We start from the raw sequence: 26,567 nt of genomic DNA, 5'->3' as shown, positions 1-26,567 counted from the left end.
GAAGCGTTTCATGTTGACACGCTGCTGTTTTATGACAGTTTTATGACAGTTCGTGCCTAACAAATTCAGATGCTTAATGGTGAGGCATGTTAAGATCGCTGGACAATTCGGCGAGCTTGAAACGTGGCAACTTTGCTCAGCATTGGAAGGAAGGCAATGAACTTCATCATTGGCATCGTCGGATTGGCGGGCCATATCGCGTTGCTTCTGTGGGGAACGCGCATGGTGCAAACAGGGATCCAGCGCGCCTTTGGGCCGAGCCTGCGCACTTTCCTCGGACGCACGCTCAGTAACCGCTTCAAGGCTTTCGTTGCGGGACTTGGAGTGACCGCGATCCTGCAGAGCAGCACTGCGACGGGTCTGATGGCATCCGGCTTTGCTGCAGGCGGGCTGGTCGGCCTCATGCCCGCGCTGTCCGTGATGCTGGGAGCAAACGTCGGCACGACCCTCATTGTCCAGGTCCTCGCGTTTGACGTTGCAGCTCTCTATCCGGCTCTCATCCTGGCCGGCTTCATCATGTTCAAACGCAACGGCAATCCCCAGATTCACGATCTTGGCCGGGTTGTGATCGGGCTGGGTTTTATGCTCCTCGCGCTCCATCAGCTTCTCGGCATGATGACGCAATACGAAGGATCAGCTGCGCTTTCGTTTATCCTGAAGAGCATTGCTGCAGCGCCTATACTCAGTGTCCTCCTTGCCGCAGCACTGACGTGGGCGGCGCATTCCAGCGTCGCGATCGTGCTGCTGATCATGTCGCTGGCGACCAAAGGCCTCATTGATCCTTACCAGGCTTTTGCGCTGGTCTTGGGGGCAAACCTCGGCACCGCCATCAACCCGGTCGTGGAAGGCAATTCCGACGGTGATCTCGCGTCCAGGCGATTGCCGTTTGGAAACCTGCTGACCAGGGTTGTCGGGGTGATCGCAGCGCTTGCGGCACTCGGCCCACTGACAGAGATCATGGGCATATTGGATGATGATGCATCACGCAGCGTCGCCAATTTCCACACCGTCTTCAATCTCGTGCTTGCACTTCTGTTCATGCCGCTTCTTCAACCTTACGCAGACTTTCTGGTGAAAATGCTGCCCCAGAAGATCAATGACGCAGACCCGTCGCGGCCGCGTTACCTCGACGCCGGCGCGAAGGAGACACCCGTTGTAGCGCTAGGTGCGGCCTCACGAGAGGCACTGCGCCTGACCGACGTGCTTAAAGAGATGATCACAGGGGCGAAAGCTGCTGTCTCGTCAACGGATCGGCGGGCGCTCGCAGAGCTGAGGAAGAAAGATAATATTCTCGATAGTCTGAACACCGCGATCAAGACATACCTGACCTCGATCGATCCGGATGAGCTGGGCGAGGCCGACCGTGTTCGCATGGACGAGATCCTGCTTTTCTCGATGAATCTGGAACAAGCGGGGGACGTGCTTGATCAGAACCTTCTGCCCCATCTTGCCAAACGCGTGCGCCGCGGTCTCACCTTTTCGAAACTCGGACAGGAAGAGCTTTGTCTGCTTTTCGATCGGCTGGTGAGCAACCTTGATACCGCCGCTGCCCTGTTCATGTCGCAGGATGAGCGCCTGGCACGCTCGCTCGCTGACGAAAAGGTATTCTTCCGCAGGGTGGAGCGCGAAACCACAGCCGCGCATTTCGACAGATTGCGAAAGGGCGGGCTGGACACGATGGAGACCAGCTCTCTTCATCTCGACCTCATCCGTGACATGAAATCGATCAACTCGCATTTGATTGCCGCAACAGCGTATCCAGTGCTCGAAAAGCAAGGGGAGCTTCTTCAGAGCCGCCTTTCATCAATAGAGCCGGCCATCCAATGACAGCAGCCAGCGACAAACGACCGAGATCGGTCCTTTGCAAATGACCAAAGAGCCGAACGTTCTACTCGAATTGAGCGATGCCGAGATCGAAGATGTCATGGCGGCTGTCCAACTCTGGTGCAGACGCTTTGGCGTAGCAATGGCGAGCGATCGTGGGCAGGAAGCGATGCGGCGCGCAACCGTGCATCGGAAGGACGCGAACCTTACAGTTCGACAGCTTCTGAGATTGTTGATGCAGGAACTTTGATGAGCGCTGCGGCAGAGTTCTGGTCGCCTCCGCCCGCTATGATAACTCGAAATGGAAACCCGCTGCTGCGGTTGGGCACTATGGTGTGATTTCCACTGCGTCGAAACAGGGAAAGAGAAAATCCGCAGCGCGCCTAATCCTTATCAAGGCGAAGGTTGGATCGTCGACTCGCGAGTAAACGAGGCTTCATCGATTGAATTTCGCCAGCCACACTCTTTGCGGAATCGCGTTCCAGAATACCCGTCTAACCGTCTGTGACATCAAACCTGAACAACTGGAGACAAATCTGCTCCTCAAACCATCATCCCGTTGACATGCCAACGGCCTCTCAGTTCCCTCTCGACGATCTTCTTCAACCCAACAAAATCCAAAACCCAAAGATAAGTGGGCAACCACTTCTCTATCGTCACAATCTCTTAAAAACATCCTCAACCGCCCCCCCGACGCTTCCGATTCATTCCACCCTGCCATGCCCACAGATTTCATCTCCGCGCTTACGCGGTTGGAAATTGTCTCGCAGCACATCACCAAAGTCCGAATTATTCTATGCCCCCCGAACGGTACCCCTCCAGACAAGATCGGCATGCAATCGAACTCCCGTCGACATCTCACCCTCTGGCGCATCCTCCATCAGCCACTTGATCGCTTTTTCAGCGATTTCGGTTACGGGCTGCGAAAAGGTCGTCAACTCGTAGGACGACCATGCGGCTTGCTCTATGTCATCAAAGCCGGCCACACAGAGCTCGTCTGGAATCGCAATCCGGAATTGATGACGTGCTGCATCCATGAACCCACAGGCGATGAGATCCGTCGCACAAAAAACGGCATCCGGCCGATCGGGCAGCGTTAGCAAGCGCTGCGCCAGAACGCGGCCAGCCTCATAGCCTGTCTGTCCATATCTCTTCACGACAACGTCCAAGCCCAGGCGCTTTGCCGCCATCTGGAACCCACGCTCGCGGCCCATAAGGCTGGGCGTGCCTGCTTCGGAGTTCGCGAACGCCAGCCTCTTGCATCCTGCTCGGACAAAAGCAGTAGCTATACGTGCACCACATTCCTCGTCATCGAGATTGATGCGTAAGGGACCCGGCTGATCGTCATCTCGATTGATGAGAACAAGCCTTTGGCCACTGCGCAGGCATAACTGCACAATCGATTTGTCCGGCATGCCGGACATGATGATCGAGGCATCTGCCCTATAGCGGATAGCCTGCTGGAGCGCGCGATCGACGCTCCCATCTGTCCGGTCTGTATTGATAAGCATCGCAACCTTGCCGGCACTCTGCAACTGCTGTGTGAGCGCGCGCAAAAGGACCGACCGATATGGGGTCGCGACTTCCGAAACCACGAGACACACGATACCCGTCTCATTTCTCATCAACCCCCGGGCGAGGTGGTTTACGTGGTAACCGAGTTCCTCGGCGGCAGCGAGAATCCGCCTCCTCGTTTCCGCGGACACGCTTGCGCCGGGCGTGAAAGCTCGAGAGACCGCGGAACGCGACACCCCAGCTTTCTCCGCGACTTCCTGCGCGCTCACAAATTCTTTCGGCATTCAAGGCTCCAAAATATTGCACAAGACATGCACCGGATTGCAAACATGTGCAACAGCGCAGAACGCTTAGAAGCCTCACAAACGCAGCATTCTTTATTGACACGAAATAGATCACGTGACAGCTTTGCACACGCTTGCAAAAGCGTGCGACGTGGAGGCGTCGCTCAAAAGGAGGAAAATATGCGTATCACGACATTGGCCGCGGCAGTCTTTGCCGGGGGGGTATCTCTTATTGCCTTTTCCGCACATGCGGCAGACGATCTCAACATGATTTGCTCGGCAGACCCTGAGGTCTGCGACGTCATGAAAAACCTGTTCGAGAAGCAGACCAATATTCAAGTGAACATGGTGCGCCTGTCGGCTGGCGAGACCTATGCCAAGATCCGCGCGGAGGCACGCAATCCAAAGACGGATATCTGGTGGGCCGGAACGGGTGATCCGCATCTTCAGGCAGCGGCCGAAGGCCTGACACAGGAATATAAGTCGCCGCTATTCGACCAGCTGCAGGACTGGGCGAAAAAGCAGGCCGAGAGCGCCAAGTTCCGCACTGTCGGCGTTTACGCCGGCGCGCTGGGCTGGGGTTACAATACCGATCTGCTGAGCAAGAAGGGCCTGAAGGAGCCGAAATGCTGGGCTGATCTTCTCGATCCCGCTTACAAGGGGGAGATTCAGATCGCCAATCCCAACTCTTCGGGCACGTCCTACAACACGCTTGCAACGCTCGTTCAGATCATGGGCGAGGACAAGGCTTTCGAATATCTCGGCAAACTCAACGCCAACATTTCGCAATATACCAAATCCGGTTCAGCGCCCGTGAAAGCCGCCGCGCGCGGTGAAGCGACGATCGGTATCGTCTTCATGCACGACGCTGTCGCCCAGACGGTCGAAGGATTTCCGATCAAGTCCGTCGCTCCTTGCGAGGGCACCGGGTACGAGATCGGTTCGATGTCAATCATCAAGGGCGCCAAGAACCTGGAAAATGCCAAGAAATGGTATGATTGGGCTCTGAGTGCCGAGGCGCAGTCCCATATGAAGGACGGAAAGTCCTATCAGCTGCCGTCCAACAAATCGGCTGCAGTGCCGAAAGAAGCACCCAAGTTTGAGGATATCAAACTCATCGACTACGACTTTGCGAAATACGGTGACCCAACCGTCCGCAAGTCGCTCCTGTCGAGATGGGACAAGGAGATCGGCGCCAAGGCGAACTGACCTTCCCGCCCTCGGCTGCCCGATCCGCGTGAGAAGCTTCTCCGGGTCGGGCGGTCCCGATCGATCGCAACACCGGAAAGATTGCCATGACCCATATCGCCCGAAAGGTGCATAGGAGGCAGGATATTGCCTTCATCGCCGGGCTCGCTGCCCTTGTAGCCTTGCCATGGTACCGAATCGAGGGTGGATTTTACGGCTTCGGGTGGCTTTCAGGCTTTCTGAATGATGCAGCAGATGCGCCGCTTGCCCTTGAAGTCTTCGCATTCGACCGGGTATGGCTGGCAGTCCCTGCCCTCCTGCTTTTGGCAGCGGGTGCGACACGGTTCTTGACCGCGCCGGAAAGCCGCGGATCCGCGTTATCTTGTGTCAGTGCGGCGGGCGTCGTTTTCCTGGTTCTCCAGGGCTTGGCGATCAATTTTTCGGGCTGGAGCTGGTCGTTCCTTGAGATGTTCTTCGGTCCGCTCGCTGATGGACAACCATCCTTGGGCGCCGGCGGCGTCTCGATGGGCATCGTTTTCGTCCTGATGTTTGCCTTCGGCCTTGCCGAGCGGGGCGTCATGAAAGGCGACGCATTCGTCATTGGCGCAATCTCGATACTGATCGTTCTGGTATCGATCTTCGTTTTCTACCCCGTCGGCAGCATGTTTGTTGCCGCCTTCCAGTCGATCGACGGCTCCTTCGATGCGAGCGGCTTCACGTCCAATATCCAGGATCCGTCGATATGGAGCCTTGATTGCCTTATCGGCGGCAACCGATGTGGTGTTGGCTGGCGTACGTTCTGGCTTGCCATTATGACGGCCAGCGGCTCGACATTGCTCGGCCTCTGCTTTGCACTGGTGGCGACACGCACGAATTTTCCCTTCAAGAAGGGCCTTCGCCTCCTGACCATCCTGCCTATCATCACGCCACCTTTTGTCATCGGCCTAGCGCTCATCCTGCTCTTCGGTCGGTCCGGCGTGGTCACCCAATGGTTAGCGACGCTTTCTGGCGCCGAACCGAGCCGGTGGCTCTACGGCCTGACCGGCATCTGGATCGCACAAGTCCTGTCGTTCACCCCGATTTCCTTCCTCGTCCTGATCGGTGTCGTCGAGGGCGTCAGTCCATCGATGGAAGAGGCTTCGCAAACGCTCCGCGCCAATCGCTGGCGGACCTTCTGGCGGGTCTCCCTGCCGCTGATGACGCCGGGCCTTGCAAACGCCTTCCTGATCGGCTTCATCGAAAGCATGGCGGATTTCGGTAATCCGATGGTGCTTGGGGGCAGCAACGGCGTCCTCTCAACCGAGATCTTCTTCGCCGTGGTCGGATCGCAGAATGATCCATCGCGCGCAGCGGTTCTGGCGATGATCCTCCTTGTTTTCACGATGGCGGCCTTTATCGCGCAGCGCTTCTGGCTGTCGGGCAAAAATTTCGCCACGGTGACAGGCAAGGGCGATTCCGGCGCTCATGCCGCCCTGCCCCGCGGCCTGTCGGTCGCCGTTCACGCGCTCGTACTTCCTTGGATCGCCTTCACGCTCGTCATTTACGGCATGATCCTGTTCGGTGGCTTCGTCCGCACCTGGGGGCTGGATAACAGCCTGACCATTGATCACTATGTCAGGGCCTTCTCGGTCGGCCTGCGCAATGATGGTGCGATTGAGTGGTCCGGTGTTGCCTGGAACTCTTTCTGGACGACGATGGAGATCGCGTTGATCTCTGCTCCGTTGACGGCAGCAGTCGGCCTTCTCACTGCCTATATCATCGTTCGCCAGAAGTTTGCCGGCCGTAACATATTCGAATTCGCACTGATGTTGAGTTTTGCGATACCAGGAACGGTGATCGGCATCAGCTACATCATGGCCTTCAACCTGCCGCCACTTGAAATGACGGGGACGGCGCTGATCCTCGTCGCCTGCTTCGTCTTCCGCAACATGCCTGTGGGCGTACGCGGCGGTGTTGCGGCCATGAGCCAGCTCGACAAGAGCCTCGACGAAGCATCGCTGACCCTGAGGGCAAATAGCTTCCGAACGATCCGGAAGGTCATCCTGCCCCTGTTGAGACCGGCAATCACCGCCGCGCTGGTCTATTCCTTCGTGCGGGCGATCACCTCAATCAGCGCCGTGATCTTTCTTGTCAGTGCGCAATACAACATGTCGACCGCCTTCATCGTTGGACTGGTGGAGAACGGTCAATATGGCGTTGCCATTGCCTATTCCTCCGCGCTGATCGTCGTAATGCTGACGGTCATCGCCGGCTTCCAGCTGCTTGTTGGAGAGCGCCGTCTGCGGCGCGAAAACCGGGTTGCAACGATCGCACCCGCGGCTACGGCAACAACGCCCATCGCTCAGGAGAAAGCAGCATGATCAATCCCGGCTCCGTGGTCTTCGAGAATGTCCGCAAGTCATTTGGCGCCTTCACGGCCGTTCCCGACCTTTCATTGAGGATAGAGCCCGGTACGCTCGTCACCCTGCTCGGCCCTTCCGGTTGCGGCAAGACAACGACGCTGCGTATGCTAGCGGGCCTCGAACATCCGACTTCCGGCCGCATCCTGATCGGCAACAAGGATGTCACCATGCTGCCCGCCAACGAGCGCGATGTCTCGATGGTATTTCAGAGCTACGCGCTGTTTCCGCACATGACCTCCCTCGACAATGTCGCCTATGGCCTGGAGTCATCCGGCTTGAAGCGTGGGGAGGCGCGCGAGCGAGCGGAAGAAGGTCTGAAACTTGTGGGGCTCGGCGGGATGGGACACAGGCTGCCTGCCGAGCTTTCCGGCGGCCAGCAGCAGCGTGTCGCGGTCGCACGCGCACTTGTTCTCGAACCACAAGTGCTTCTGCTCGACGAGCCGCTCTCCAATCTTGATGCCCGATTGCGCCGGCGCGTGAGGACCGAAATCCGCGAACTGCAGCAAAGACTGGGCTTCACCGCGGTCTACGTGACCCATGACCAGGACGAGGCGCTTGCCGTGTCCGACCAGATCATCGTCATGAAGGACGGCGGGATTGCGCAACAAGGCGCCCCGCGGGACCTTTACGACGCGCCAGCCTCCGCCTTTATTGCCGACTTCATGGGTGAGGCCAATGTGGTCGATTGCAATGTGCTGTCGGTGGACGCCGGACAGGCCCTGATCGACATTGCGGGCCTTCGTCACCGCCTACCCGCCGGTAAGGCGGCGCAAGGTGCGGCACAGCTTGCAATCCGACCCAACGCAATCGACCTTTCTCCTGATGGCGCGACGACCGGCTTTTCCGGCAACATCATTCACTCCGCATACCTTGGGGATCATGTCGAATACGAAGTGGACACAGGATCGACGAAACTCTTCGTCGTTGATGCATCCGCCGATGAACCGCTTCCGGTATCGACAAGGGTCCGGATCGGACTTCGCGATCGCGGGATCGCCATCATTGGCTAATCCGCTTCGCCCTTTTGAAAAGCCAAACATGCAAAGGATTTTTTGATGAGTTCCCCATCGAACGCCGGCCTTGAAGAGAGGTTCCGGCTGGCTCAGGTCGTTGCCAAGGAAGCAGGCGACCTCGCTCTCCATTATTTCAATGAGCGTGATAAGCTGGTCATTGAAACCAAACGTGATCCACAGGATGTCGTTTCCATCGCGGACCGCGAAGTGGAGGAATTGATCCGCTCGCGATTTGCCGATGCCTTTTCGGGGGACGGCGTCCTGGGCGAAGAATATGGACTGCAGGGCGGCACCTCCGGCTTTACCTGGGTCGTCGACCCGATCGACGGCACCAGTCCCTTTGTCAACGGCATGCCAAACTGGTGCGTCTCGATCGGCCTCCTTTACGCAGGAAGCCCTGTCGTTGGCGTGATCTACGCGCCGTGTTTTGGCGAGACGTATGCCGCGATGGCAGGAGCCGGAGCCAGCTTGAACGGCAAGCCTTTAAGGCTGGCGGCCGACAAGACCATCCGCAATGCTGTCACAGGGATCGGTGCCAACAGCCACGTCACGCCAGCGTTCGTCGCGAAAATGGTCGAAAGCCTTCTGGAGGCTGGCGGCAACTTCATTCGCAATGGCTCAGGCGCGCTGATGCTGGCCTATGTCGCGGCCGGCCGTCTCGTGGGTTACTACGAGCCCTATATGCACGCCTGGGACTGCCTCGCGGGCTACTGCCTCGTGAAGGAAGCCGGTGGCTGGTATCATCCGTTCCCCACCGAGGGAGAGCGGCTGACGAAGGGCTCGCCGGTGATTGCTGGCGGTCCGGGCGCGCACGACGACCTTATGCGCATTGCCGGTGTTGACGCCACAACAGCCCAACACGCATAGTCACGATATGGTGCTGCTTTCATCCGCAAGGTGAAGGCAGCCCACACGGGATTGGAGGATCCCGTCAGCCTTTGTCGGCTTCATTGGAAAGGGAGGAAGATCCATGAGAACAAGTATTGCAGCAGCAGTCATCGCAACCGGCATGTCGACAATGATGGCCTCGACGGCCATGGCGGCGACCGAGATCCAGTGGTGGCACGCCATGACCGGTGCCAACAACGAGGTCGTCGATCAACTCGCCAAGGAATTCAACGACAGCCAGGGCGATTACAAGATCGTGCCGGTCTTCAAGGGCACCTATCCGGAAACGCTGAATGCCGGCATTGCAGCCTTCCGCGCCAAGCAGCCGCCGGCCATCATTCAGGTCTTCGATGCTGGCAGCGGCGTGATGATGGGCGCACAGGGCGCGATCGTGCCGGTGGCCGACGTGCTGACCAAGGGCGGCTACAAATTCGACAAGTCGGCATATCTGCCCGGCATCGTCGCCTATTATTCCAAGCCCGATGGGACGATGCTCTCCTTCCCCTACAATTCGTCGTCGCCGATCCTCTATTACAACAAGGACATCTTCCAGAAGGCCGGGCTCGATGCCACCAAGCCGCCGAAGACATGGCCGGAACTTTTCGACGCTGCCCGCAAGATCAAGACGAGCGGGGCAGCATCGTGTGGCTTCACCTCGACATGGCTCACATGGATCCAGACAGAAAACCTTGCCGCCTGGAATAATGTTTCGTATGGCAGCAACGAGAACGGCCTGGGCGGGACAGACGTCAAGCTGGCGTTCAATTCCGACTTCTTCGTCAAACACTTCCAGTCAATCGCCGATCTCGCCAAAGACGGCACGTTCCGCTATGGGGGCCGCACATCGGAAGCAAAACAGCTCTTCACATCCGGTGAATGCGGTATCCTGACGGAATCGTCCGGCGGACTTGGCGACATCATCAAGTCGGGCATGAATTACGGGATCGGCCAGCTCCCCTATTATGAAGGCGACGGCCGGCCGCAGAACACTATTCCCGGTGGTGCCAGCCTCTGGGTCTTTGCTGGCAAGAGCGATGCGGAATACAAGGGAACGGCTGCCTTCTTCCATTTCCTGTCGCAGACGAAGATCCAGGCCCGCCTGCATCAAGTTTCGGGCTACCTGCCCGTCACTCTCGCCGCCTATGACGAAACCAAGACGTCCGGCTTCTACGAGAAGAATCCCGGTCGCGAGACGCCGATCCAGCAGATGATGGGCAAGGCACCGACGCCGAATTCCAAGGGTGTGAGGCTTGTCAACCTGCCGCAGGTTCGCGACATCATGAACGAAGAGTTCGAAGCCATGCTTGCCGGCAAGCAGGATGCCAAGACGGCGCTGAACAAGGCGGTCGAGCGCGGCAATGCGGCAATCCAGAAAGCCATCGGCAAGTGACCTTCAAGTGACGCGAACCGGCTCCCGAGACGCGATTTTCGGGAGCCGCCCTTCCCGCTGCCTGGAGGAGCCTCATGCAGAACGTCATTTTCCCGAACAGGATATTGCCCTATTTCCTGGTTGCCCCGCAGATCGTCCTGACGCTAATCTTTTTCTTCTGGCCGGCAAGCCAAGCGCTTTACCAGTCGATGATGCGCGAGGATCCGTTCGGACTCCAGAGCGGTTTTGTCGGGCTGGCGAATTTTACCGCCATCCTGTCCGATGAAACTTATCTGTCATCGCTCAAGACGACGGTGATCTTCAGCATCGCCACCGCCTTTCTGGCCATGGCCGTGGCGCTTCTGCTTGCGACGGCGGCCGATCTCGTCGTGCGCGGCAAGGGCTTCTATCGCACCATGCTGATTATTCCCTATGCCGTCGCACCCGCACTTGCGGGCATGCTGTGGCTGTTCATGTTCAATCCCGCCATGGGCACGCTTGCCTATCTGCTGCGACGAAACGGCGTGCCCTGGGATCCGCTTCTCAACGGCGATCAGGCCATGGTTCTCGTGGTGATCGCTGCCGCGTGGAAGCAGATCAGCTACAATTTCCTGTTCTTCGTCGCGGGCCTGCAGGCGATCCCGAAATCGCTGCTTGAGGCGGCCGCCATCGACGGCGCACGCGGCAGCCGCCGTTTCTGGACAATCGTCTTCCCGCTTCTGGCCCCGACGACCTTCTTTCTCCTCGTGGTCAACACCGTCTACGCCTTCTTCGACACGTTCGGCATCATCCATGCCGTCACCGGCGGCGGACCGGCCAAGGCGACGGAAACGCTGGTCTACAAGGTTTACAACGACGGGTTCGTCAATCTCGACCTAGGCTCATCTGCGGCCCAATCCGTGGTGTTGATGGTGATCGTTATTGCGCTCACCGCCTTCCAGTTCCGCTTCGTCGAGCGGCGTGTCCATTATGCGTGAGGTCGCACCATGATCGAAAACCGCCCCCTTGCACGGATCATGGCGCATCTGATGCTCATCATCGGCATCATCATCGTCGCCTTTCCGATCTACTACACATTCGTCGCGTCGACCGCGACGTCGTCCGCCATCCTGCGCCCACCGCTCCCCCTCCTCCCCGCCGGCCATCTGGTGGAAAACTACACGGAATCGATCAGCGGCGGCGTCGAAAGGGTTGTCGGCGTCAGCCTCGAACGGCTGCTCTTCAACAGCTTCGTCGTCGCCATGACGATTGCGATCGGCAAGATCGTCATCTCCTTCCTGTCGGCCTTCGCGATCGTCTTCTTCCGGTTTCCGTTTCGAAACCTGTTCTTCTGGATGATCTTCGTCACGCTGATGCTGCCGGTCGAGGTCCGCATCCTGCCGACCTACAAGGTGATCGTCGATCTCGGCCTTCTCAACACCTATGCGGGCCTCACCCTGCCGCTGATGGCGTCGGCGACCGCGACCTTCCTGTTTCGCCAGTTCTTTCTGACGATACCGGGCGAAATGGTCGAGGCCGCACGGATCGACAATGCCGGGCCCTTCCGCTTCATGCGCGACATTCTCCTGCCGCTGTCGCTGACGAATATCGCGGCCCTGTTCGTCATCCTCTTCATTTACGGCTGGACGCAATATCTCTGGCCGCTTCTCGTCACCGACAAGGCCGAGATGAACACGATCATCATCGGCCTGCGCCGGATGGTCGATTTCGCGGATGCGTCGACGCCATGGAATTACGTCATGGTCACTGCAATTCTCGCCATCATCCCGCCCGTCGTTGTCGTGGTCCTGATGCAGCGCTGGTTCGTCAAAGGTTTGGTGGAGACTGAAAAGTAATGGCACAGATTAATTTGAACGATGTCCGCAAGACTTACGGCGGCGCAATCGAAGCAATCAAGGGGGTCGACCTCAGCATTGCCGACGGCGAGATGATCGTACTGGTCGGCCCGTCCGGCTGCGGCAAGTCCACGCTTTTAAGAATGGTGGCCGGCCTCGAAAGCATCACTTCCGGCGAGGTTTCGATCGGTGGAAGGCGTGTCAACGAGCTGGAACCGGCCGAGCGAGATATCGCCATGGTCTTTCAGAACTATGCGCTTTATCCGCATATGACGGTCCGCCAGAACCTCGCCTACGGTCTGAAGAACCGCGGCACGCCGAAGGACGAGATCGACCGACGCATTACCGAAGCGGCAAAGGCTCTGGAGATCGAGCAATTTCTCGACCGCAAGCCGCGCCAGCTCTCCGGTGGTCAACGGCAGCGCGTCGCCATGGGCCGGGCGATCGTGCGAAAACCAGCCGTCTTCTTGTTTGATGAACCACTGTCCAACCTCGATGCCAAGCTGCGTGTGCAGATGCGCGTCGAGATCAGGCGCCTGCAACGGTCGCTTGCAACGACCAGCATTTATGTCACTCATGACCAGATGGAGGCGATGACGCTGGCTGATCGGCTCGTGGTCCTGAACGGCGGGCGGATCGAGCAGGTGGGAACCCCAATCGAGCTCTACGAGCGGCCGGCAACGACATTCGTTGCAACATTCATTGGCTCGCCCTCCATGAACCTTATCGAACGCAATGATCTCGGTTCGATAAATGCAGCAGGTGCGAACATCACCACGGACGTGAAAACGATCGGGATTAGGCCGGAGGACCTCGTCCTCGGTGATCATCCGTCTCGCACTTTTGCCATCCGCCTCACGGTGGCAGCTGTCGAACTCGTCGGTGCGGAGAGCTATGTCCACGCAACAACCGCTGCCGGGCAGCCGGTGGTCTTCCGCGTGCCCGGGCGCACGCAAATAGCGATCGGCGAGATGGTTGGCGTATCAGCTGATAAGAGAAATCTGCATTTCTTCAATCGGGAGGGCCAAAGGGTCGGCAACTAGGCCCACCTTTGCTCGACGTGGCCGTAACAGCGCCGATCCGCGTCACCGCGGTCGAAAATTGACGAGAAGCGACTTTAGGTCGATTTCCCGTACGCGCCTCGCGGCCTCATCGGGGCTGACCCAAGCCTGGGCTCTCTGTCCGCGCTCTTTGAACTTGGCCTCGAGCCCTTCGACCTCAATCTGGAACATTTCGACGATGCAGGGAACGACCGTTTCACTGTCCAGCTCCTTCAGATACGTGTAGCACCCGATCGATCTCTTTCTTGCCTTGCCTCGCACGCCTGCTTCTTCCCATGCTTCGATGGTTGCAGCCTCATGCGGCTTCTTTCCTTTCATTGGCCAGCCTTTTGGCAATACCCAGCGACCGCTGTCGCGTGATGTAATAACCAGGATCTCGATCCGACCGCCTTCGCCTAGCCGAAAGCACAAGGCCCCATACTGTTTGCGAAATGCTCCACTGAACAATTTGTCAGGGGTCATCGCCAGGTCACGCAACAGCTGCTGTGGCTTTGCCACCGCCGCCTTTTTATCTGGCTTCCTGAGCTTCATCTTGTCGAGCGTGCCAAATTTCATGCTGATGCTCAATCCGTATCGATTGTCTCGAGCAATGAAGGAACAACAAACTTACAGAGCGCTTCGTATCGACCAGGCATCGATAGGTACGGGAATCGGAACGCTGTCCTGGAATACGATGGAGAAAAAACCTTTCGGAAGAAGCTGGAGTTGACCGCAGTCCGGTCGAGGCGCCTTCCTCATGGTCGATCCAGTGATCGTATCCATCAACGCATCAGATGTGCGACCGCCGGCGCGGCGACGAACCGCCATCTGCGCAACGGCCCCGCCATGACATTGAGGTAATACATTTCAAAACCATGCGGCGCGCCGCAGGGGTGATGCCCGCGCGGCACGCAGACGACATCGCCGTCATGCACCGCCATCGTTTCGTTGAGCTGAAGATCGTCCGTATAGACCCGCTGTATGCCGAACCCGTCAGCCGGATTGATCCGGTGATAATAGGTTTCTTCCAGATAGGTGACGCGCGGGAAATCGTCTTCGTCATGCCGATGGCTCGGATAGCTCGACCAGTGCCCGGCCGGCGTGAACACTTCCGTCACCAGGAGGCTGTCGCAATAATCCTCGTTCTCCATCGCGATATTGTTGATGTAGCGGGTGTTGCTGCCCTCACCCCGCTGGGTCAGGGCTATGCCATCCGGGCCGATACGGCGCGCCGCGTGCCCACCCTTGCCGGGTGCCGTGCAAACTGCGATGACGCAATCGGTTTCGGCTGTTGCCGTCCATTCGCTGCCATTCGGCAGGTAGAGGCAATGCGGCGGCGACCTTTCAAAGACGCTCATCCTTTCACCGAGCACGCCCCAGTCCTTGCCAGCACCTTTCATCGCGGCCTTGCCCTCGACCATGACGAGGATCACTTCCCGCTCGCCGGTCGCCTCGGCCACCGTCTCGCCGGCCCGTAGGCGGTAGAGCGAGAAGCCAACATGACGCCAGCCGGCAAGCGCCGGCGTGATCTCGTGAACCTTGCCATGCGTACCGAAAGGCCGATGGAGAAGATGCGACATGACGAACTCCTGCTCTTGTCAGACGAGATTGAGGCTTGCGGCTTCGGCCTTGAGCGTCTTCAGGCCAAGCGACTGGTATTGGAACGGATTGCGGACATCCGGGTCCTGCTCGGCCTCGATGACGATCCACCCGTCGTAGCCGGCACGCTTGAGGATGCCGAGCAGCGGCGCGAAATCGACACCACCTTCCTCATCCCCGGGCACGGTGAACACGCCGGCCCGCACGCCATCCATGAAGGAAAGTCCCTCCTGGCGGACTTGCCGCATGATGGTGGGGCGGACGTTCTTGGCATGGAAATGGCTGACCCGGTCGATATGGCGTGCAAGCACCGAGATCGGATCGCGGCCATCGCCGCCGAAATAGCAATGACCTGCATCAAAGAGCAGACGTGTCTCAGGACCGGTCGCCGCCATGAATGCGTCGAGCTCTTCCGGCGTTTCGACGACCGTGCCCATGTGATGATGATAGACGAGCTTGATGCCCTGGCTTGCGGTGAAGGCTGCAAGCTCTTCCACCTTTGCGCCGAACGCCTTCATTTCCTCGGTAGACAGAACAGGGCTCTCCGATAGCGGCACCTGTAACCCCTGCACGCTATTCGAAGTTTCGCAGGCGATGCAGACCGTGCAGCCATTGTGTTTGAGCTTGTCGAGATGCGGCTGGATCGCCTTTTTCTCCTCCTCGACAGACTGCGACAGGAGATTGAGCGAGAACCAGCCGGAAACGAAGGCGAGGCCATATCCCCCGAGTAGATCTTTCAGAGCCTGTGGATCATCCGGCCAGCGATGGCCGTTCTCGATACCGTCGAAACCGATCTCGCTTGCCTCGCGCAGGATCTGCTCGGTCGGGATGTTGGCGCCAAGGCTCTGGTCGTCGTCATTGGCCCAGGCGATAGGATTGGTGCCGTAGCGGATCATGTCTTTTCCTCAATTGACGGTATTCTGCTTTTCGGCGCTTTCGAGATAGCGCGCGTAAGCCTGTTTCAGCTTTTCGGTATCTCCGACCTCCGGCACGGCAACGTCCCACCAGTGGCCGGCATCGCCGAAGCCCGGACCATCGGTCGGATCTGTATCGATCACGATGACGGTCGGGATATCACGCGATCGGGCCTTCTCGATCTGCCGTTCGAGATCGGCGATATCACTTGCCTTCACCGAGACGGCTCCGAGCGCTGCGGCATGCGCGACGAAATCGATCTGCGGCTGCTGTTCGACGTTGCAATCCTGATAGAGATTGTTGAACGCCTCCCCGCCGGTGCCGCGCTGCAGGCGGTTGATGCAACCATAGCCCCGGTTATCGGTCAGAACGACGGTAAAGGGCACCTTGCGCATGACCGCGGTTGCAAGCTCGGAATTGGCCATCATGTAGGAGCCGTCACCGACGAAGCAGATGACCTCACGCTCCGGTCGCGCCAGCTTCAACCCCATCGCTCCGGCGATCTCGTAACCCATGCAGGAAAAGCCGTATTCCATGTGATAGCCGCCCTGGCTCGGTTGCCAGAGAAGTTTCAGCGCGCCGGGCATCGTGCCCGCCGCGCACATGGCTATCGCGCTCTCGCCGGTTGCCCGCTGCACGGCGCCGATGACCTGTGCATCGCTTGGCAGACCGGCCTTTTCGGGCGCTGCGCAATGCTTGTCCACGGCAGCAAGCCACGCTGCTCGCGCCTCCGCATCAGGAGCAGGCGCGCGGAAATCGCCGAGCTTTTCGCCCAATGCAGTGAGCGCAGCCTTGGCGTCTGCGGCGAGACCGGTCGCGCCATGCTTGTCGGCGTCATAGGCCTGCACATTGATCGACACGAGCCGACGTCCCTTCGCTTCAAAGAGCGACCACGAGCCGGTGGTGAAATCCTGAAAGCGTGTACCGAGGCCGATCACCAGATCGGCCTTGCGGGCAAGCGCATTGGCGGCCGCCGAACCGTCCACCCCGGCTGCACCGAAATTCATCGCATGGCTCTGTGCCAGTGCCGATTTGCCGGCCTGTGTCTCGATGACGGGAATGGCGTGACGGATGGCGAATTCTGCGAGATCCGCCTCGGCCCCGCTATAGATCACCCCGCCACCGGCAACGATGACAGGATTTTTCGCTGCACGGATGAGAACCACGACCTCGTCGAGATCGCGGGCGTCCGGCTCCGGGCGGCGGATGCGCCAGACTTTCGGCTCGAAAAAGGCTTCCGGCCAGTCATAGGCTTCGGCCTGCACGTCCTGGCAGAAGGAGAGCGTGACCGGCCCGCAATTGGCGGGATCCGTCATGACGCGCAGCGCCCGTGGCAATGCCGTCAGAAGCTGTTCCGGCCGCGTGATACGATCGAAATAGCGGCTGACCGGGCGAAAACAGTCATTGGCCGAGACCGTGCCGTCGTCGAAATCCTCGATCTGCTGCAATACCGGATCGGGCCGACGATTGGCAAAGACGTCGCCGGGAATGAGAAGTACCGGCAGACGGTTGACATGCGCAAGCGCTGCCGCCGTCACCATATTGGTGGCGCCCGGCCCGATCGATGACGTGACGGCCTGTACCCGCCGGCGCTTCATCGCCTTGGCATAGGCAATCGCGGCATGCGCCATGGTCTGTTCGTTCTGGCCCCGCCAAGTGGGCAGGCTGTTTCCCGCCTTCTGCAAAGCCTCACCAAGACCCGCCACATTGCCATGACCGAAGATCGCCCAGACGCCATCGACGAAACGCTCGCCCTCTTCGGTCATCTGCGCCGACAGCCACTTCACCATGGCCTGCGCCGCCGTCAGTCTTATCGAAGTCATACTGCCTGCTCCCGTGCCTTGTCTCTCGTCGCGTCCCAGATCTCGCAAAGGCGCTGGTAGCGCGCGGCCATATCCTCCACTGCCTGCGCATCCGTCATCTCACCGGTCAGCCAGCGCCGTGCAGCATTGCCGAAGATCGTACGCCCGACGGCAAAGCCCTTGACCAGACCGAAGCCGGCAGCGACCTCGAAACTGGCCGAAAGCTCTACCTCCGGCGCTTCGAGCCCGAGCACGACGATGCCGCGCGTATGCCGGTCATGCGCCTCGATCGCCGCGATCGCATTGGCCCAGGCGGCTTCCGTCTTCATCGGTTCCAGCTTCCACCAGTCGGGATAGATGCCGGCGGCGTAGAACTGCCCAATCAGGGTTGCGACCGTCCGGTCGTCCGTGGGAGCGACTTTTGAGGGAATGATTTCGAGGAGGAATTCCAGCCTGTTGCGACGGGCGGCCTCGAAGAGCCGCCTGACGGTGGCCTCCTGCCCTGCCCGCGTTGCCGCCTCATCATCGGGGTGGCAGAAGCAGAGAACCTTGACGACATCCTCGCGCGCCCATTCCGAGAGCGTTCCGCAATCACTGCCGAGTTCCGGCTCCAGTTCCAGAGGCCGCGAACCTGGCCATTCGGCCGGACGGCCGATCCACAGACCCGACCCGGAAGCACGGTGCAGGGCGGAACGGCCGATGCGGTTGTCGCAGAGAATGCCGTAGCCGGACCGGCCTGCCTGAACGCTGACCGCCGCCTGAAGGCACAATTCCTTGAAGGCCGCGCCCTTCTTCAGCGAATAACCGGCCATCGCCTCCAGTTGCGCCCGATGGTCGAAGGCAAAGACCCGCATTGTCGACCAGTCGCCATCGACGCGGGTGTGGCGCGTGGTCGACCAGTGGAGCTGTTCCAGATCCGGGTCGTTGCGCAGATCCGGCCGGACAACGCCGCGCTTGAGGAAAAACTGCAGCTCCTCGAATGTTGGATAGGCCGGCGTGCAACCGTGACGGCTGACGGCGAAGGCGCCGCAGGCATTGGCGAACTTTAGCGAAGTCGGCCAGTCCTCACCGGTCATCCAGCCGCGCAGAAGGCCGGAGAAGAAGCCGTCACCGGCACCGAGCACGTTAAAAACCTCAATGGGAAATCCTTGTCCCGACTGCCCCTTGTCGAGACTGTCGGGGATTTCGCCTTCAAAAGCGGTCGCCCCCATCGGTCCGCGCTTGCAGACGAGCGTGGCACTGCTCACCGCCCGCACGGCGCGGAGCGCCTCCAGCGTATCGGTCGAGCCGCCGGCAATGTGAAACTCTTCCTCCGTCCCGACGATCAGGTCGAACAGGTGGAGCGTCGCCTTGAGCTTGGTCGTCACTCTGGCGCTTTCGACAAACCGGCTTTCGCCGTCGCCATGACCGGCGACACCCCACAGGTTCGGGCGGTAGTCAACGTCCAGCGCCGTGCGAAGCCCATGCTTGCGGGCGAGCGTCAGTGCCTTGAGAACCGCGGCCTCGGTTTTCGTGTTGCTCAGATGTGTGCCGGTGACGACGACGGCGCGGGCGGACGCGATGAACCCCTCGTCGATATCATCCTCGCAGAGCGCCATGTCGGCGCAGTTTTCTCGATAGAAGATCAGTGGGAACTGCGTGTCGTCGCGAATGCCGAGGATGACGAGGGCCGTCAGGCGCTCGGGATCGATCTTCACGCCCTCCGTCGAGACACCCTCGCGCTTCAGCTGCTCAAGGATGAAACGCCCCATATGCTCGTTGCCGACGCGGCTGATCAATGCAGTCTTGAGGCCGAGGCGAGCACTACCGCAGGCGATATTGGTCGGAGAGCCACCAATATACTTTTCGAACGAGCCCATGTCTTCCAGACGCCCGCCAACCTGTGCGCCATAAAGATCGACACCAGCGCGGCCGATGGTGATGACATCGAGTGCCTTCATGAATGTGCTCCTTATGATGTGGCTGCTGGTCTCGGTGAACGAGCAGCAGTGGTTCTTATCAACAGCACCACCTTCGCTCGCCGTATCAGACCTCCAGCAAGACGCTCTTTCCGGATCGTGCCGACTCCGTTGCAGCTTCTGCAAGAACCAGTGCCGCGACACCGTCTTCCAACGTCACCGGCACTTCAGCGCCATCGAGCACCGAGGCGACGAAAGCATCCCATTCCGCCGCATAGGCGCGCATGTAGCGCTCAAGGAAGAACAGTTCCGGCTTCGCACTGACGACACCTTTGCTGGTCGATTTGGAAACCGTATTTTCAAGGACGTTGCCGGCCGAGAGCAGGCCTTCCGAGCCAAGCAGCTCGACGCGCTGGTCATAGCCATAAACGGCGCGGCGGCTGTTCTTGATGACCGCAATGCGTCCATCCGCATAGGTTAGCGTCACGACAGCAGTATCGACGTCGCCAGCCTTGCCGATTTCCGGATCGACGATCGACGTGCCGGCTGCATGAACTTTCTGCGGTGCGGCACCCATCAGGAAATTCGCCATGTCGAAATCATGGATCATCATGTCGCGGAACAGGCCGCCGGAGACTTTCACATAGGAAACCGGCGGCGGCGCGGGATCGAATGAGGTGATCGACAGAAGCTCGGGCTTGCCGACCTCGCCAGCCTTCAACGAAGCCTTGATGGCGGCGAAATTCGGATCGAAACGGCGGTTGAAACCGATCATCACCGGAATGCCGGTCTTTGAAGCGGCAGAGAGGCACCGCTGCGCACGCTCCAGCGACAGATCGACAGGCTTCTCGCAGAGAACACGCTTGCCGGCAGCTGTCGCTCTTTCGATCAGATCGGAATGAGTATCCGTCGATGTGGCGATCAGCACGGCATCGATCGATGCGTCACTGAGGATCGCCTCCGAGGTCGAGGCTTTGGCGCCATGCGCGCTGGCAAGCGATTGCACTGCATCTTCGTTCACATCCGAAACGGCAACCAGCTGGCTGCGGGCGTGAGCGGCGATATTGATAGCATGCACGCGACCGATCCGGCCGGCGCCGAGCAATCCGACTTTCAACACTTGTATCCTCCCATTGGGCAGGTCCCGACCGCCCTCAACCGGAAGATCGCAAGTTTTGCTCACGCGAGCAAGAGGCTTTGCTCTCGTGAGCAAATTAAATTTCAAGCGGCTTGAAAATGCGCTATGAATTATGAGCGGACCGGTCCAAGAAGGTTCGGGAGATCGCAATGCCGGATGAAAAGAGACCTTCCTTCGCGGGAAACATCACAGCAGACGACGTGGCCGCCGAGGCGGGCGTCTCGCGCTGGACAGTCAACCGGGCATTTCGCAAGGAAGCTTCGATCTCACCCAAGAGCCTTGAGAAGGTGCGCATTGCCGCCGAGCGTCTCGGCTACGTGCCGGACCTGCGTGCTGCCAGCCTCGCCTCCGACCGGACGAACCTCGTCGCATTGCTGATCGATGATTTTGCCAATCCCCATAAGCTGGTGATGATGGAGCGGCTGACCCGCATTTTGCGGCGCGAGGGCTGGGACACCCTGCTTGTCAACACGCTCGGCCGTGACGATGCCGGGCATGCGCTTATGAGTGCCAGCCAGCGCCGCGTTGATGCCGTTATCCTGATCGGCATCCAGTTCGATGACGACGTGCTCGATGCGGCCCTTCACGCACGCCGGTTCCGCAAGCTGATCATCTTTGCACGCACATCCCGCAATCCGAACACGATTTCGATTGCCGTAGACGATGTCAGTGCGATGACGGAGATCGCCAACTACGTGCATGAACGTGGCTATCGGCGACCCTTGTTCCTGGCCGGCCCGCGTACGTCTTCGGCACATCTATTACGTAAGGAGACCTTCGTCGATTACTGGCGCGAGCATTTCGGGAGCGAGCCGGAAACCGTTCCGGTAGCGGCCTATGATCCAGCACTCTCCGCTGCCGTCGTCGAGGAGACGCTGGCCAAACGTAACCGTGACGACTTCCCCGATATCCTTGTCTGTGAAAACGATGCCATTGCAATCGGGGCGATTGATGTAATACGCCACAAGCTCAAGCTCCGTATCCCGGAAGATATCGCTGTCACAGGGTTTGACGATGTACCGGAGGCGGAAAGTGCCAATTATCGGCTGACGACCTATCGCCAGCCTCTAACCGATATGGCGGAATATCTGGTCGAGGTTTTGGGTAGTTCGGAAGACCGAGACTTCGACAGAATGTTTTCCGGTAGGCTTACTGTCCGCGAGAGCGCATGATCGTAAATTGTGAACCGCTGCCCAAAGAAAGTCATCGGGTCCAGCCCCGTTCGAGACTTTGAACGGATATACGCCGAAAACGACCCTCGCACGAAGCGCGATTGCTGCCCTTAGGAAGAGGAATTTAGCTCGGTGATATCGCTGGAATACGGACACAGGATAACGGTCGGCGTATTGCGCAATGAGTTCAACCCTCATCGATTTTGACCTGGCATGCGAGCACGGTGGGCGTTCCAGTAGGATTTCTTTGCCGAGAATGATGCCCCCTAAAGGGCCACCTGACGTTTTCCGTCGCTCGCACGAGCGCGCTGCCCGGCTTTGCAAGCACGACCGATAGCTTCACTCCGATAATATGGCAGCGAGTTCATCAAGAACGCTGCATCCGGCGTTTCGTAGGGTTGAGCATTCTCACGACCCTTTCTGGCAGATCGCAAACCTAGATTCGCTCGCGTGATCACATCATTTCGCCTGAAATTTTTCTGGCAGCTATCGGCAATGTCGCTGAACCCCGCAGAGAAGGAGCGAGAGCAAGAAGCTCCTGAGCCTCATCCAAGGAGGAGGCCTGATGGTGTGCTATCAGATCGCGACTGGCCACCATGTCAGGCACCTGGATGACTTTCAACATGCCTGCGGCAAGAGCCGCTCTCACGCCGAGATCACTGTCGTCAAGAGCGACGCAATCCGATGGATGCAACCCTAGCCGATTGGCCGCCTCGATATAAACATCCGGTGCAGGCTTCGCGCGGGAAACCAGGTCCGCTCCCACGACTGCGTTGAAGCGGTGAAGGAGGCCTGCGTGTCGTAATTTCCATTCCGCGCGAGCGGTAAAGCTATTGGTTGCGACAGCGCGAGGAAATTTCTTTTCGTCCAAGGCGTCAAGGAATGCGTGAACGCCCGGGCGAAGAGGAATCTCGTCCTGCATCCGATCATTCATCGCCGCGTTCCAGGCCTTGTTGAGCTCGACCTCGTCGATCTCTGCGCCGACCTCCAGGCTAATGAGCCGGGCGCACTCGGCTCTGTCGACGCCAACAAGACTATAAAAAAAGGTTGCGGGGAGATTATACCCGAAAGCAGTTACGACAGCTGGTCCTACCTCGAACTGGAGACGCTCAGTGTCAAGCAGCAGACCGTCGAGGTCCAGAATTACGCCGGTAAACTGCAACGTCATCTTTGAACCCTTGATTGCCTCGGAGCGCAGGTATCAAATGGACACGATGGTGTCGATAGCCGAATGGCATCTGCCTTAGGAGATCGGGATGCTGGCAGAGGTCTGTTGAAAATGAAGGTTGGCAGAGAGTTTATGATGACAAAGACCGATGTCGCCGCGCCGGCGATCGCGCCGGAAGACGACGGTCAAGCAAGCCACCTAAAAGGTTCGGTGATACCGACCATTTCCCTACAGGCGACAGATGGAACATCCGTCTATCTTCAGGCGCCCGGGCTGACGGTCGTTTATGCGTATCCACGCACCAGTCCCCCCGATGGACAGGCACTCGATGGATGGGATGCTATCCCCGGCGCGAGAGGCTGCACACCACAATCATGTGCCTTTCGAGATCATTTTCGCCATCTCCAGAATCTCGGGGTGCATCGGGTTTTCGGTCTTTCAACCCAAGTGACCGACTACCAGATTGAGGTCGCCTCCAGGCTCCATCTTCCATTTCCACTGCTGTCTGACCACACGCTCGCATTTTCGTCGGCTATGAGATTGCCCAGGTTCAATGCCGATGGGCTGACGCTGCTGAAACGAATGACAATGATCATCGAGGATGGCCGCATCGAGCATGTCTTTTATCCGGTTTTCCCTCCGGAGAGAAATGTGGACGATGTCATCAGATGGCTTGCAAAAAGACCTCGTCCAGCAAACTTCGAAAACGGGTGATCATAGAGCTAGTCATCCTGCCAAGTTGGCGCTTTACTTGCAATTTCTGCCCACTTTGCAGTCGGCACTCATTTTGAACCGGCTTCCGTCGTAATTCCGGCGCGCACAGGCCAAACTGAGACGATGCTTGCAACGCTCGTGTATCGTCGCCTCGGTCGCACACTGGTTCTCATGCGAAGCGCTGCGCTACGAAGTCAGATCACCCGCAAATTCATAAGTCTCGGCGTTTTGCCTGCCGCACAGGTGATAGGCCTCGACCTTCTCAAGCAACGCGTCGCGGTGATCACCACGGCTACCGGCGTTTCGAAGGAATCCAGGCCAGCAGATCTGCTCAAAGCTTTTCGTATTTCAGCAACCTGAGACGCGCGCCTTTCGGCGGGCTTCAAAACGCCCGCCATCAAGTGCTACAGCATGACAGGCAGGCAATCACAACCAGTCACGCAAGACATCCTTGCGTATCTTTCCCGTGGTGCCGAGAGGAAATTCAGGAATAACGCGTATCTCGGGAACCTTGTAGGTCGCGATGCGCTGCCTGCACCAGTCGGCCATGCTGGCTGGTGAAACGGCCTCAGCATTTTTTTTCAATTCAACGAATGCGACCGGGCGTTCGCCGCACTGCTCATCGCGCCGTGGCACGACGGCGACGGCGAAGACGGCCGGGTGCGTGACCAGAACTGCCTCGATCTCGGCCGGAGCCACGCTCATACCATTCACCTTGATGAGATCCTTCTTTCGCCCGAGATAATGGATGAATCCGTTTTCATCGATCTGGCCGATATCACCCGAATGAAGCCAGCCGTCGCGCAAGGCTTCCCGCGTCGCCTCGGGCGCATTCAGGTAACCATCGAAAACGGCCGGTGAGCGGCAACAGATCTCTCCTTCGCTGCCCGGCGGCAGCAATTCGCCGGTTTCGAAACTGCATATCTTGAAGTCCGTGCCGGGAGACGGAACGCCGACAAAGGTGGGGCGCGACCGCAGATCGAAGTCGTCGTCCTGAAATCCGATTGTCACCGTATTGGCGGTGTGCGTTTCGGTCATGCCCCAGGCGGATTCGCAAAGAACCGCATCAGGATAGTGCGCCGTCCAGAGTTGCCTGATCTCAAGGCCGAGTTTTTTCACGAAGGACACGCAGCGGATCAGTTTGAGACATGAAAGGTCGAACTCGGCGAACCGCGGATGGTTCATGACTTCGACGAGATTGTCGACCAGCATTGTCGTGGCGCCGACGCGCTGCGTGGAAACCGCCATCATGAAGGCAAGCGGGTCCCAGCGCGATAACAGCACCAGCGTCGTGCCGGAAAAGATCTGGTAGACCAGTCCGTGGTTTTGGCCGGCGATCCAGAATTGCGGGAAGAAATTCAGCGTCGTCTCGCTAAAACTCTCCGCCCGGAGATGATTGGCGGCCGCGGTATAAAGCATATGGCCCTGCGTGTGCCGGCAGCCCTTCGGATAGGACGTCGTGCCGCTTGTGTAGTTGACCGGGGCAAGCCGGCCAAGATCGGCTGCCCGAGCCGGGATATCGGGGCGCGGCGTCATGGCGATCGCTTCGAAAAAGTCCATCACCGCACCGTAGAAGCTTCCTCCGCTGCCACCATAGGCGGCAGCGGCAATGCGGGGTCGGCTGGAACTGCATCCGAAATGCGGGTGCGAATGAACAGCGACAGGTTGGTGTTCTCGCATGCCTCCACAGTCGGCATGAGCGACTGCAAGGCGATAACCGCCCGCGCACCACAATCGCGGAGCTGGTGTTCGAGTTCGGCGCGTTTCGCCAGCGGGCTCATCGGGCAGTGCACGGCGCCGATCCGCAGGACCGCCAGGAAGGCGATCGTGAACTGCGGACAATTGGGCAGAAACAATGCGACCCGGTCGCCGGCTACGATCCCTTCGGCGAGAAGGCGGCACGCCAGCCTTTCACTGAGATCGAAAAGCTCGGCATAACTGAAGGCGCGGCCATAAAACCAGATTGCCGTCTGCTGCGGCTTCAGACGCGCCCATTCGGCCAGCCGCTGCGGCAGGTCGAGGCCCGGCATCGGATCCTGGGGCGTATCGTACAACGTCTTCGGCCAGTTCTTACGCCAAAGACCGCGAAGCATTGCCAGATAGGCTTTTTCGGACATCGCTTCGCCGGCACCGGCCTGGTTTATCGCCTCGCTGTTAAGCGCCATGGCTCCCATGCCTTTCTCTGTAAGACGTCATGCGTAAACCGATCGCCGGATCGTCACGGCCTGGAGGCGACGCATACCGAGCCGGTTCAGATAGGCGGCATGGTCGTCGAGTGACCGAACCTCGTGATGCAGCCATGTGCGAAAGCCATCCGCCGTCCCGCTCATCGCCTCCGCATAGCTGCCGATCACGTGATTGTCGGTATCGTAGCGGTTCTCGCAGGCCAGCGGATAGGCACCGTAAGGCGCCTCGACGACGCAATCCACTTCGGTCGCCGCCAGGACCATGTTGCGCGGCGCCTTGGCGATGGCCTGTGGGCTGACGATCTGTTCGACGGATACGATGACATGCCGCGAGGCACGCGCCAAAGCCAGATCGCGGGCGAAATCCGCGTGCGCTTCAAGATCCATCTGCACATTGCCATGGATATCCGCAGCATGGGCATGGATGAGTGCGACGTCCGGCTCCAGCCGCCTGACCGCTGTCACCGGCCCCTGCCCCTGCACGGCAATATCTTCGATAGCGAAAACACCATCCTGCGGAAGCTCGCCTGGATCGAGCCTCACCAGGGCGAAAGGCAGGCCTGCCGCGCCCGCCTCGAACCGGGCCAGAGCCGCCACCTTCTCGCCGTCATGGAAGC

At 59.1% G+C, this 26,567-nt stretch carries 22 protein-coding genes; 11 read left to right on the top strand and 11 right to left on the bottom strand.

Annotation, left to right across the window (positions count from 1 at the left end; genetic code table 11):
* The first annotated feature begins 156 nt into the window (after positions 1-156).
* Positions 157-1,827, top strand: coding sequence for a Na/Pi cotransporter family protein (locus FHW37_RS26955; RefSeq protein WP_145642016.1), 1,671 nt, complete (start codon positions 157-159; stop codon positions 1,825-1,827).
* 791 nt (positions 1,828-2,618) lie between these two features.
* On the opposite strand, the gene FHW37_RS26950 is transcribed toward FHW37_RS26955, so the two are convergent.
* Complete coding sequence (locus FHW37_RS26950; protein ID WP_145642014.1) at positions 2,619-3,623, bottom strand: LacI family DNA-binding transcriptional regulator; 1,005 nt, start codon at positions 3,621-3,623, stop codon at positions 2,619-2,621.
* Positions 3,624-3,803: 180 nt separating this feature from the next.
* On the opposite strand from FHW37_RS26950, the gene FHW37_RS26945 reads away from it, so the two are divergent.
* The 8 genes from FHW37_RS26945 to FHW37_RS26910 all read left to right on the top strand — a co-directional run bounded on the left by FHW37_RS26945 (position 3,804) and on the right by FHW37_RS26910 (position 13,361).
* Complete coding sequence (locus FHW37_RS26945; protein ID WP_145642012.1) at positions 3,804-4,832, top strand: ABC transporter substrate-binding protein; 1,029 nt, start codon at positions 3,804-3,806, stop codon at positions 4,830-4,832.
* 86 nt (positions 4,833-4,918) lie between these two features.
* Entirely contained in the window at positions 4,919-7,171 is a 2,253-nt protein-coding gene (locus FHW37_RS26940) for an ABC transporter permease (RefSeq protein WP_145642010.1), read from the top strand.
* Entirely contained in the window at positions 7,168-8,223 is a 1,056-nt protein-coding gene (locus tag FHW37_RS26935) for an ABC transporter ATP-binding protein (RefSeq protein WP_145642009.1), read from the top strand. The genes FHW37_RS26940 and FHW37_RS26935 overlap by 4 nt, the downstream gene beginning before the upstream one ends.
* Positions 8,224-8,268: 45 nt before the next feature.
* Positions 8,269-9,093, top strand: a complete 825-nt coding sequence (locus tag FHW37_RS26930) for an inositol monophosphatase family protein (RefSeq protein WP_145642007.1) — start codon at positions 8,269-8,271, stop codon at positions 9,091-9,093.
* 103 nt (positions 9,094-9,196) lie between these two features.
* Positions 9,197-10,504, top strand: a complete 1,308-nt coding sequence (gene ugpB / locus FHW37_RS26925; protein ID WP_145642005.1) for a sn-glycerol-3-phosphate ABC transporter substrate-binding protein UgpB — start codon at positions 9,197-9,199, stop codon at positions 10,502-10,504.
* A 74-nt stretch (positions 10,505-10,578) separates the two neighbouring features.
* A complete protein-coding gene (gene ugpA, locus FHW37_RS26920; protein WP_145642003.1) occupies positions 10,579-11,460 on the top strand; it encodes a sn-glycerol-3-phosphate ABC transporter permease UgpA in 882 nt (293 codons plus the stop codon).
* Between the two features lie 9 nt (positions 11,461-11,469).
* Positions 11,470-12,318: a sn-glycerol-3-phosphate ABC transporter permease UgpE gene (ugpE, locus tag FHW37_RS26915; RefSeq protein ID WP_145642001.1), complete on the top strand. Its 849-nt coding sequence runs from the start codon at positions 11,470-11,472 to the stop codon at positions 12,316-12,318.
* Positions 12,318-13,361 (top strand): sn-glycerol-3-phosphate import ATP-binding protein UgpC, encoded by a 1,044-nt coding sequence (locus FHW37_RS26910; protein ID WP_145641999.1) that lies wholly within the window; start codon positions 12,318-12,320, stop codon positions 13,359-13,361. The genes ugpE and FHW37_RS26910 overlap by 1 nt, the downstream gene beginning before the upstream one ends.
* A 42-nt stretch (positions 13,362-13,403) precedes the next feature.
* Here FHW37_RS26910 and FHW37_RS26905 read toward each other — a convergent pair whose 3' ends face one another.
* The 6 genes from FHW37_RS26905 to iolG all read right to left on the bottom strand — a co-directional run bounded on the left by FHW37_RS26905 (position 13,404) and on the right by iolG (position 20,692).
* Positions 13,404-13,910 (bottom strand): NUDIX hydrolase, encoded by a 507-nt coding sequence (locus tag FHW37_RS26905; RefSeq protein ID WP_145642194.1) that lies wholly within the window; start codon positions 13,908-13,910, stop codon positions 13,404-13,406.
* A 230-nt stretch (positions 13,911-14,140) separates the two neighbouring features.
* Complete coding sequence (gene iolB, locus FHW37_RS26900; RefSeq protein WP_145641997.1) at positions 14,141-14,938, bottom strand: 5-deoxy-glucuronate isomerase; 798 nt, start codon at positions 14,936-14,938, stop codon at positions 14,141-14,143.
* An 18-nt stretch (positions 14,939-14,956) separates the two neighbouring features.
* On the bottom strand, positions 14,957-15,853 hold the full coding sequence (iolE, locus tag FHW37_RS26895) for a myo-inosose-2 dehydratase (protein ID WP_145641995.1): 897 nt from the start codon (positions 15,851-15,853) through the stop codon (positions 14,957-14,959).
* Positions 15,854-15,862: 9 nt separating this feature from the next.
* Entirely contained in the window at positions 15,863-17,695 is a 1,833-nt protein-coding gene (gene iolD, locus FHW37_RS26890; protein WP_145641993.1) for a 3D-(3,5/4)-trihydroxycyclohexane-1,2-dione acylhydrolase (decyclizing), read from the bottom strand.
* Entirely contained in the window at positions 17,692-19,614 is a 1,923-nt protein-coding gene (locus FHW37_RS26885) for a bifunctional 5-dehydro-2-deoxygluconokinase/5-dehydro-2-deoxyphosphogluconate aldolase (protein WP_145641991.1), read from the bottom strand. The genes iolD and FHW37_RS26885 overlap by 4 nt, the downstream gene beginning before the upstream one ends.
* 85 nt (positions 19,615-19,699) lie before the next feature.
* Complete coding sequence (gene iolG, locus FHW37_RS26880) at positions 19,700-20,692, bottom strand: inositol 2-dehydrogenase (protein ID WP_145641989.1); 993 nt, start codon at positions 20,690-20,692, stop codon at positions 19,700-19,702.
* A 167-nt stretch (positions 20,693-20,859) separates the two neighbouring features.
* Between iolG and FHW37_RS26875 the strand changes: the two genes are divergently transcribed.
* Entirely contained in the window at positions 20,860-21,882 is a 1,023-nt protein-coding gene (locus FHW37_RS26875; protein ID WP_145641987.1) for a LacI family DNA-binding transcriptional regulator, read from the top strand.
* Positions 21,883-22,336: 454 nt separating this feature from the next.
* On the opposite strand, the gene FHW37_RS26870 is transcribed toward FHW37_RS26875, so the two are convergent.
* Positions 22,337-23,050 carry an HAD family hydrolase gene (locus tag FHW37_RS26870; protein WP_145641985.1) on the bottom strand — a complete coding sequence of 238 codons (714 nt, stop codon included), beginning with the start codon at positions 23,048-23,050 and terminating at the stop codon, positions 22,337-22,339.
* Positions 23,051-23,185: 135 nt separating this feature from the next.
* Here FHW37_RS26870 and FHW37_RS26865 point away from each other — a divergent pair, with 135 nt between their 5' ends.
* Positions 23,186-23,764, top strand: coding sequence for a peroxiredoxin (locus FHW37_RS26865; RefSeq protein WP_145642192.1), 579 nt, complete (start codon positions 23,186-23,188; stop codon positions 23,762-23,764).
* Positions 23,765-24,190: 426 nt separating this feature from the next.
* On the opposite strand, the gene FHW37_RS26855 is transcribed toward FHW37_RS26865, so the two are convergent.
* From FHW37_RS26855 to FHW37_RS26845, 3 genes are read right to left on the bottom strand one after another with little or no spacing between them, the layout of a single operon-like run.
* Positions 24,191-25,324 (bottom strand): AMP-binding protein, encoded by a 1,134-nt coding sequence (locus FHW37_RS26855; RefSeq protein ID WP_186458418.1) that lies wholly within the window; start codon positions 25,322-25,324, stop codon positions 24,191-24,193.
* Positions 25,324-25,929, bottom strand: coding sequence for an AMP-binding protein (locus FHW37_RS26850; protein WP_246690929.1), 606 nt, complete (start codon positions 25,927-25,929; stop codon positions 25,324-25,326). The genes FHW37_RS26855 and FHW37_RS26850 overlap by 1 nt, the downstream gene beginning before the upstream one ends.
* 27 nt (positions 25,930-25,956) lie before the next feature.
* Positions 25,957-26,547: a CoA-transferase gene (locus FHW37_RS26845; RefSeq protein WP_186458417.1), complete on the bottom strand. Its 591-nt coding sequence runs from the start codon at positions 26,545-26,547 to the stop codon at positions 25,957-25,959.
* Between the last annotated feature and the right edge of the window lie 20 nt (positions 26,548-26,567).

The sequence above is a fragment of the Neorhizobium alkalisoli genome, assembly GCF_007829835.1.
Classification (GTDB): Bacteria; Pseudomonadota; Alphaproteobacteria; order Rhizobiales; family Rhizobiaceae; genus Neorhizobium.
This window is presented reverse-complemented; position numbering and strand designations above follow the sequence as displayed.

What these genes read in the sequence shown, in the direction of transcription:
- FHW37_RS26955 (WP_145642016.1), top strand. Translation starts at nt 157, where the DNA reads ATGAACTTCATCATTGGCATCGTCGGATTGGCGGGCCATATCGCGTTG.
- FHW37_RS26950 (WP_145642014.1), bottom strand. Translation starts at nt 3,623, where the DNA reads ATGCCGAAAGAATTTGTGAGCGCGCAGGAAGTCGCGGAGAAAGCTGGG.
- FHW37_RS26945 (WP_145642012.1), top strand. Translation starts at nt 3,804, where the DNA reads ATGCGTATCACGACATTGGCCGCGGCAGTCTTTGCCGGGGGGGTATCT.
- FHW37_RS26940 (WP_145642010.1), top strand. Translation starts at nt 4,919, where the DNA reads ATGACCCATATCGCCCGAAAGGTGCATAGGAGGCAGGATATTGCCTTC.
- FHW37_RS26935 (WP_145642009.1), top strand. Translation starts at nt 7,168, where the DNA reads ATGATCAATCCCGGCTCCGTGGTCTTCGAGAATGTCCGCAAGTCATTT.
- FHW37_RS26930 (WP_145642007.1), top strand. Translation starts at nt 8,269, where the DNA reads ATGAGTTCCCCATCGAACGCCGGCCTTGAAGAGAGGTTCCGGCTGGCT.
- ugpB (WP_145642005.1), top strand. Translation starts at nt 9,197, where the DNA reads ATGAGAACAAGTATTGCAGCAGCAGTCATCGCAACCGGCATGTCGACA.
- ugpA (WP_145642003.1), top strand. Translation starts at nt 10,579, where the DNA reads ATGCAGAACGTCATTTTCCCGAACAGGATATTGCCCTATTTCCTGGTT.
- ugpE (WP_145642001.1), top strand. Translation starts at nt 11,470, where the DNA reads ATGATCGAAAACCGCCCCCTTGCACGGATCATGGCGCATCTGATGCTC.
- FHW37_RS26910 (WP_145641999.1), top strand. Translation starts at nt 12,318, where the DNA reads ATGGCACAGATTAATTTGAACGATGTCCGCAAGACTTACGGCGGCGCA.
- FHW37_RS26905 (WP_145642194.1), bottom strand. Translation starts at nt 13,910, where the DNA reads ATGAAGCTCAGGAAGCCAGATAAAAAGGCGGCGGTGGCAAAGCCACAG.
- iolB (WP_145641997.1), bottom strand. Translation starts at nt 14,938, where the DNA reads ATGTCGCATCTTCTCCATCGGCCTTTCGGTACGCATGGCAAGGTTCAC.
- iolE (WP_145641995.1), bottom strand. Translation starts at nt 15,853, where the DNA reads ATGATCCGCTACGGCACCAATCCTATCGCCTGGGCCAATGACGACGAC.
- iolD (WP_145641993.1), bottom strand. Translation starts at nt 17,695, where the DNA reads ATGACTTCGATAAGACTGACGGCGGCGCAGGCCATGGTGAAGTGGCTG.
- FHW37_RS26885 (WP_145641991.1), bottom strand. Translation starts at nt 19,614, where the DNA reads ATGAAGGCACTCGATGTCATCACCATCGGCCGCGCTGGTGTCGATCTT.
- FHW37_RS26875 (WP_145641987.1), top strand. Translation starts at nt 20,860, where the DNA reads ATGCCGGATGAAAAGAGACCTTCCTTCGCGGGAAACATCACAGCAGAC.
- FHW37_RS26870 (WP_145641985.1), bottom strand. Translation starts at nt 23,050, where the DNA reads ATGACGTTGCAGTTTACCGGCGTAATTCTGGACCTCGACGGTCTGCTG.
- FHW37_RS26865 (WP_145642192.1), top strand. Translation starts at nt 23,186, where the DNA reads ATGACAAAGACCGATGTCGCCGCGCCGGCGATCGCGCCGGAAGACGAC.
- FHW37_RS26855 (WP_186458418.1), bottom strand. Translation starts at nt 25,324, where the DNA reads ATGGACTTTTTCGAAGCGATCGCCATGACGCCGCGCCCCGATATCCCG.
- FHW37_RS26850 (WP_246690929.1), bottom strand. Translation starts at nt 25,929, where the DNA reads ATGGCGCTTAACAGCGAGGCGATAAACCAGGCCGGTGCCGGCGAAGCG.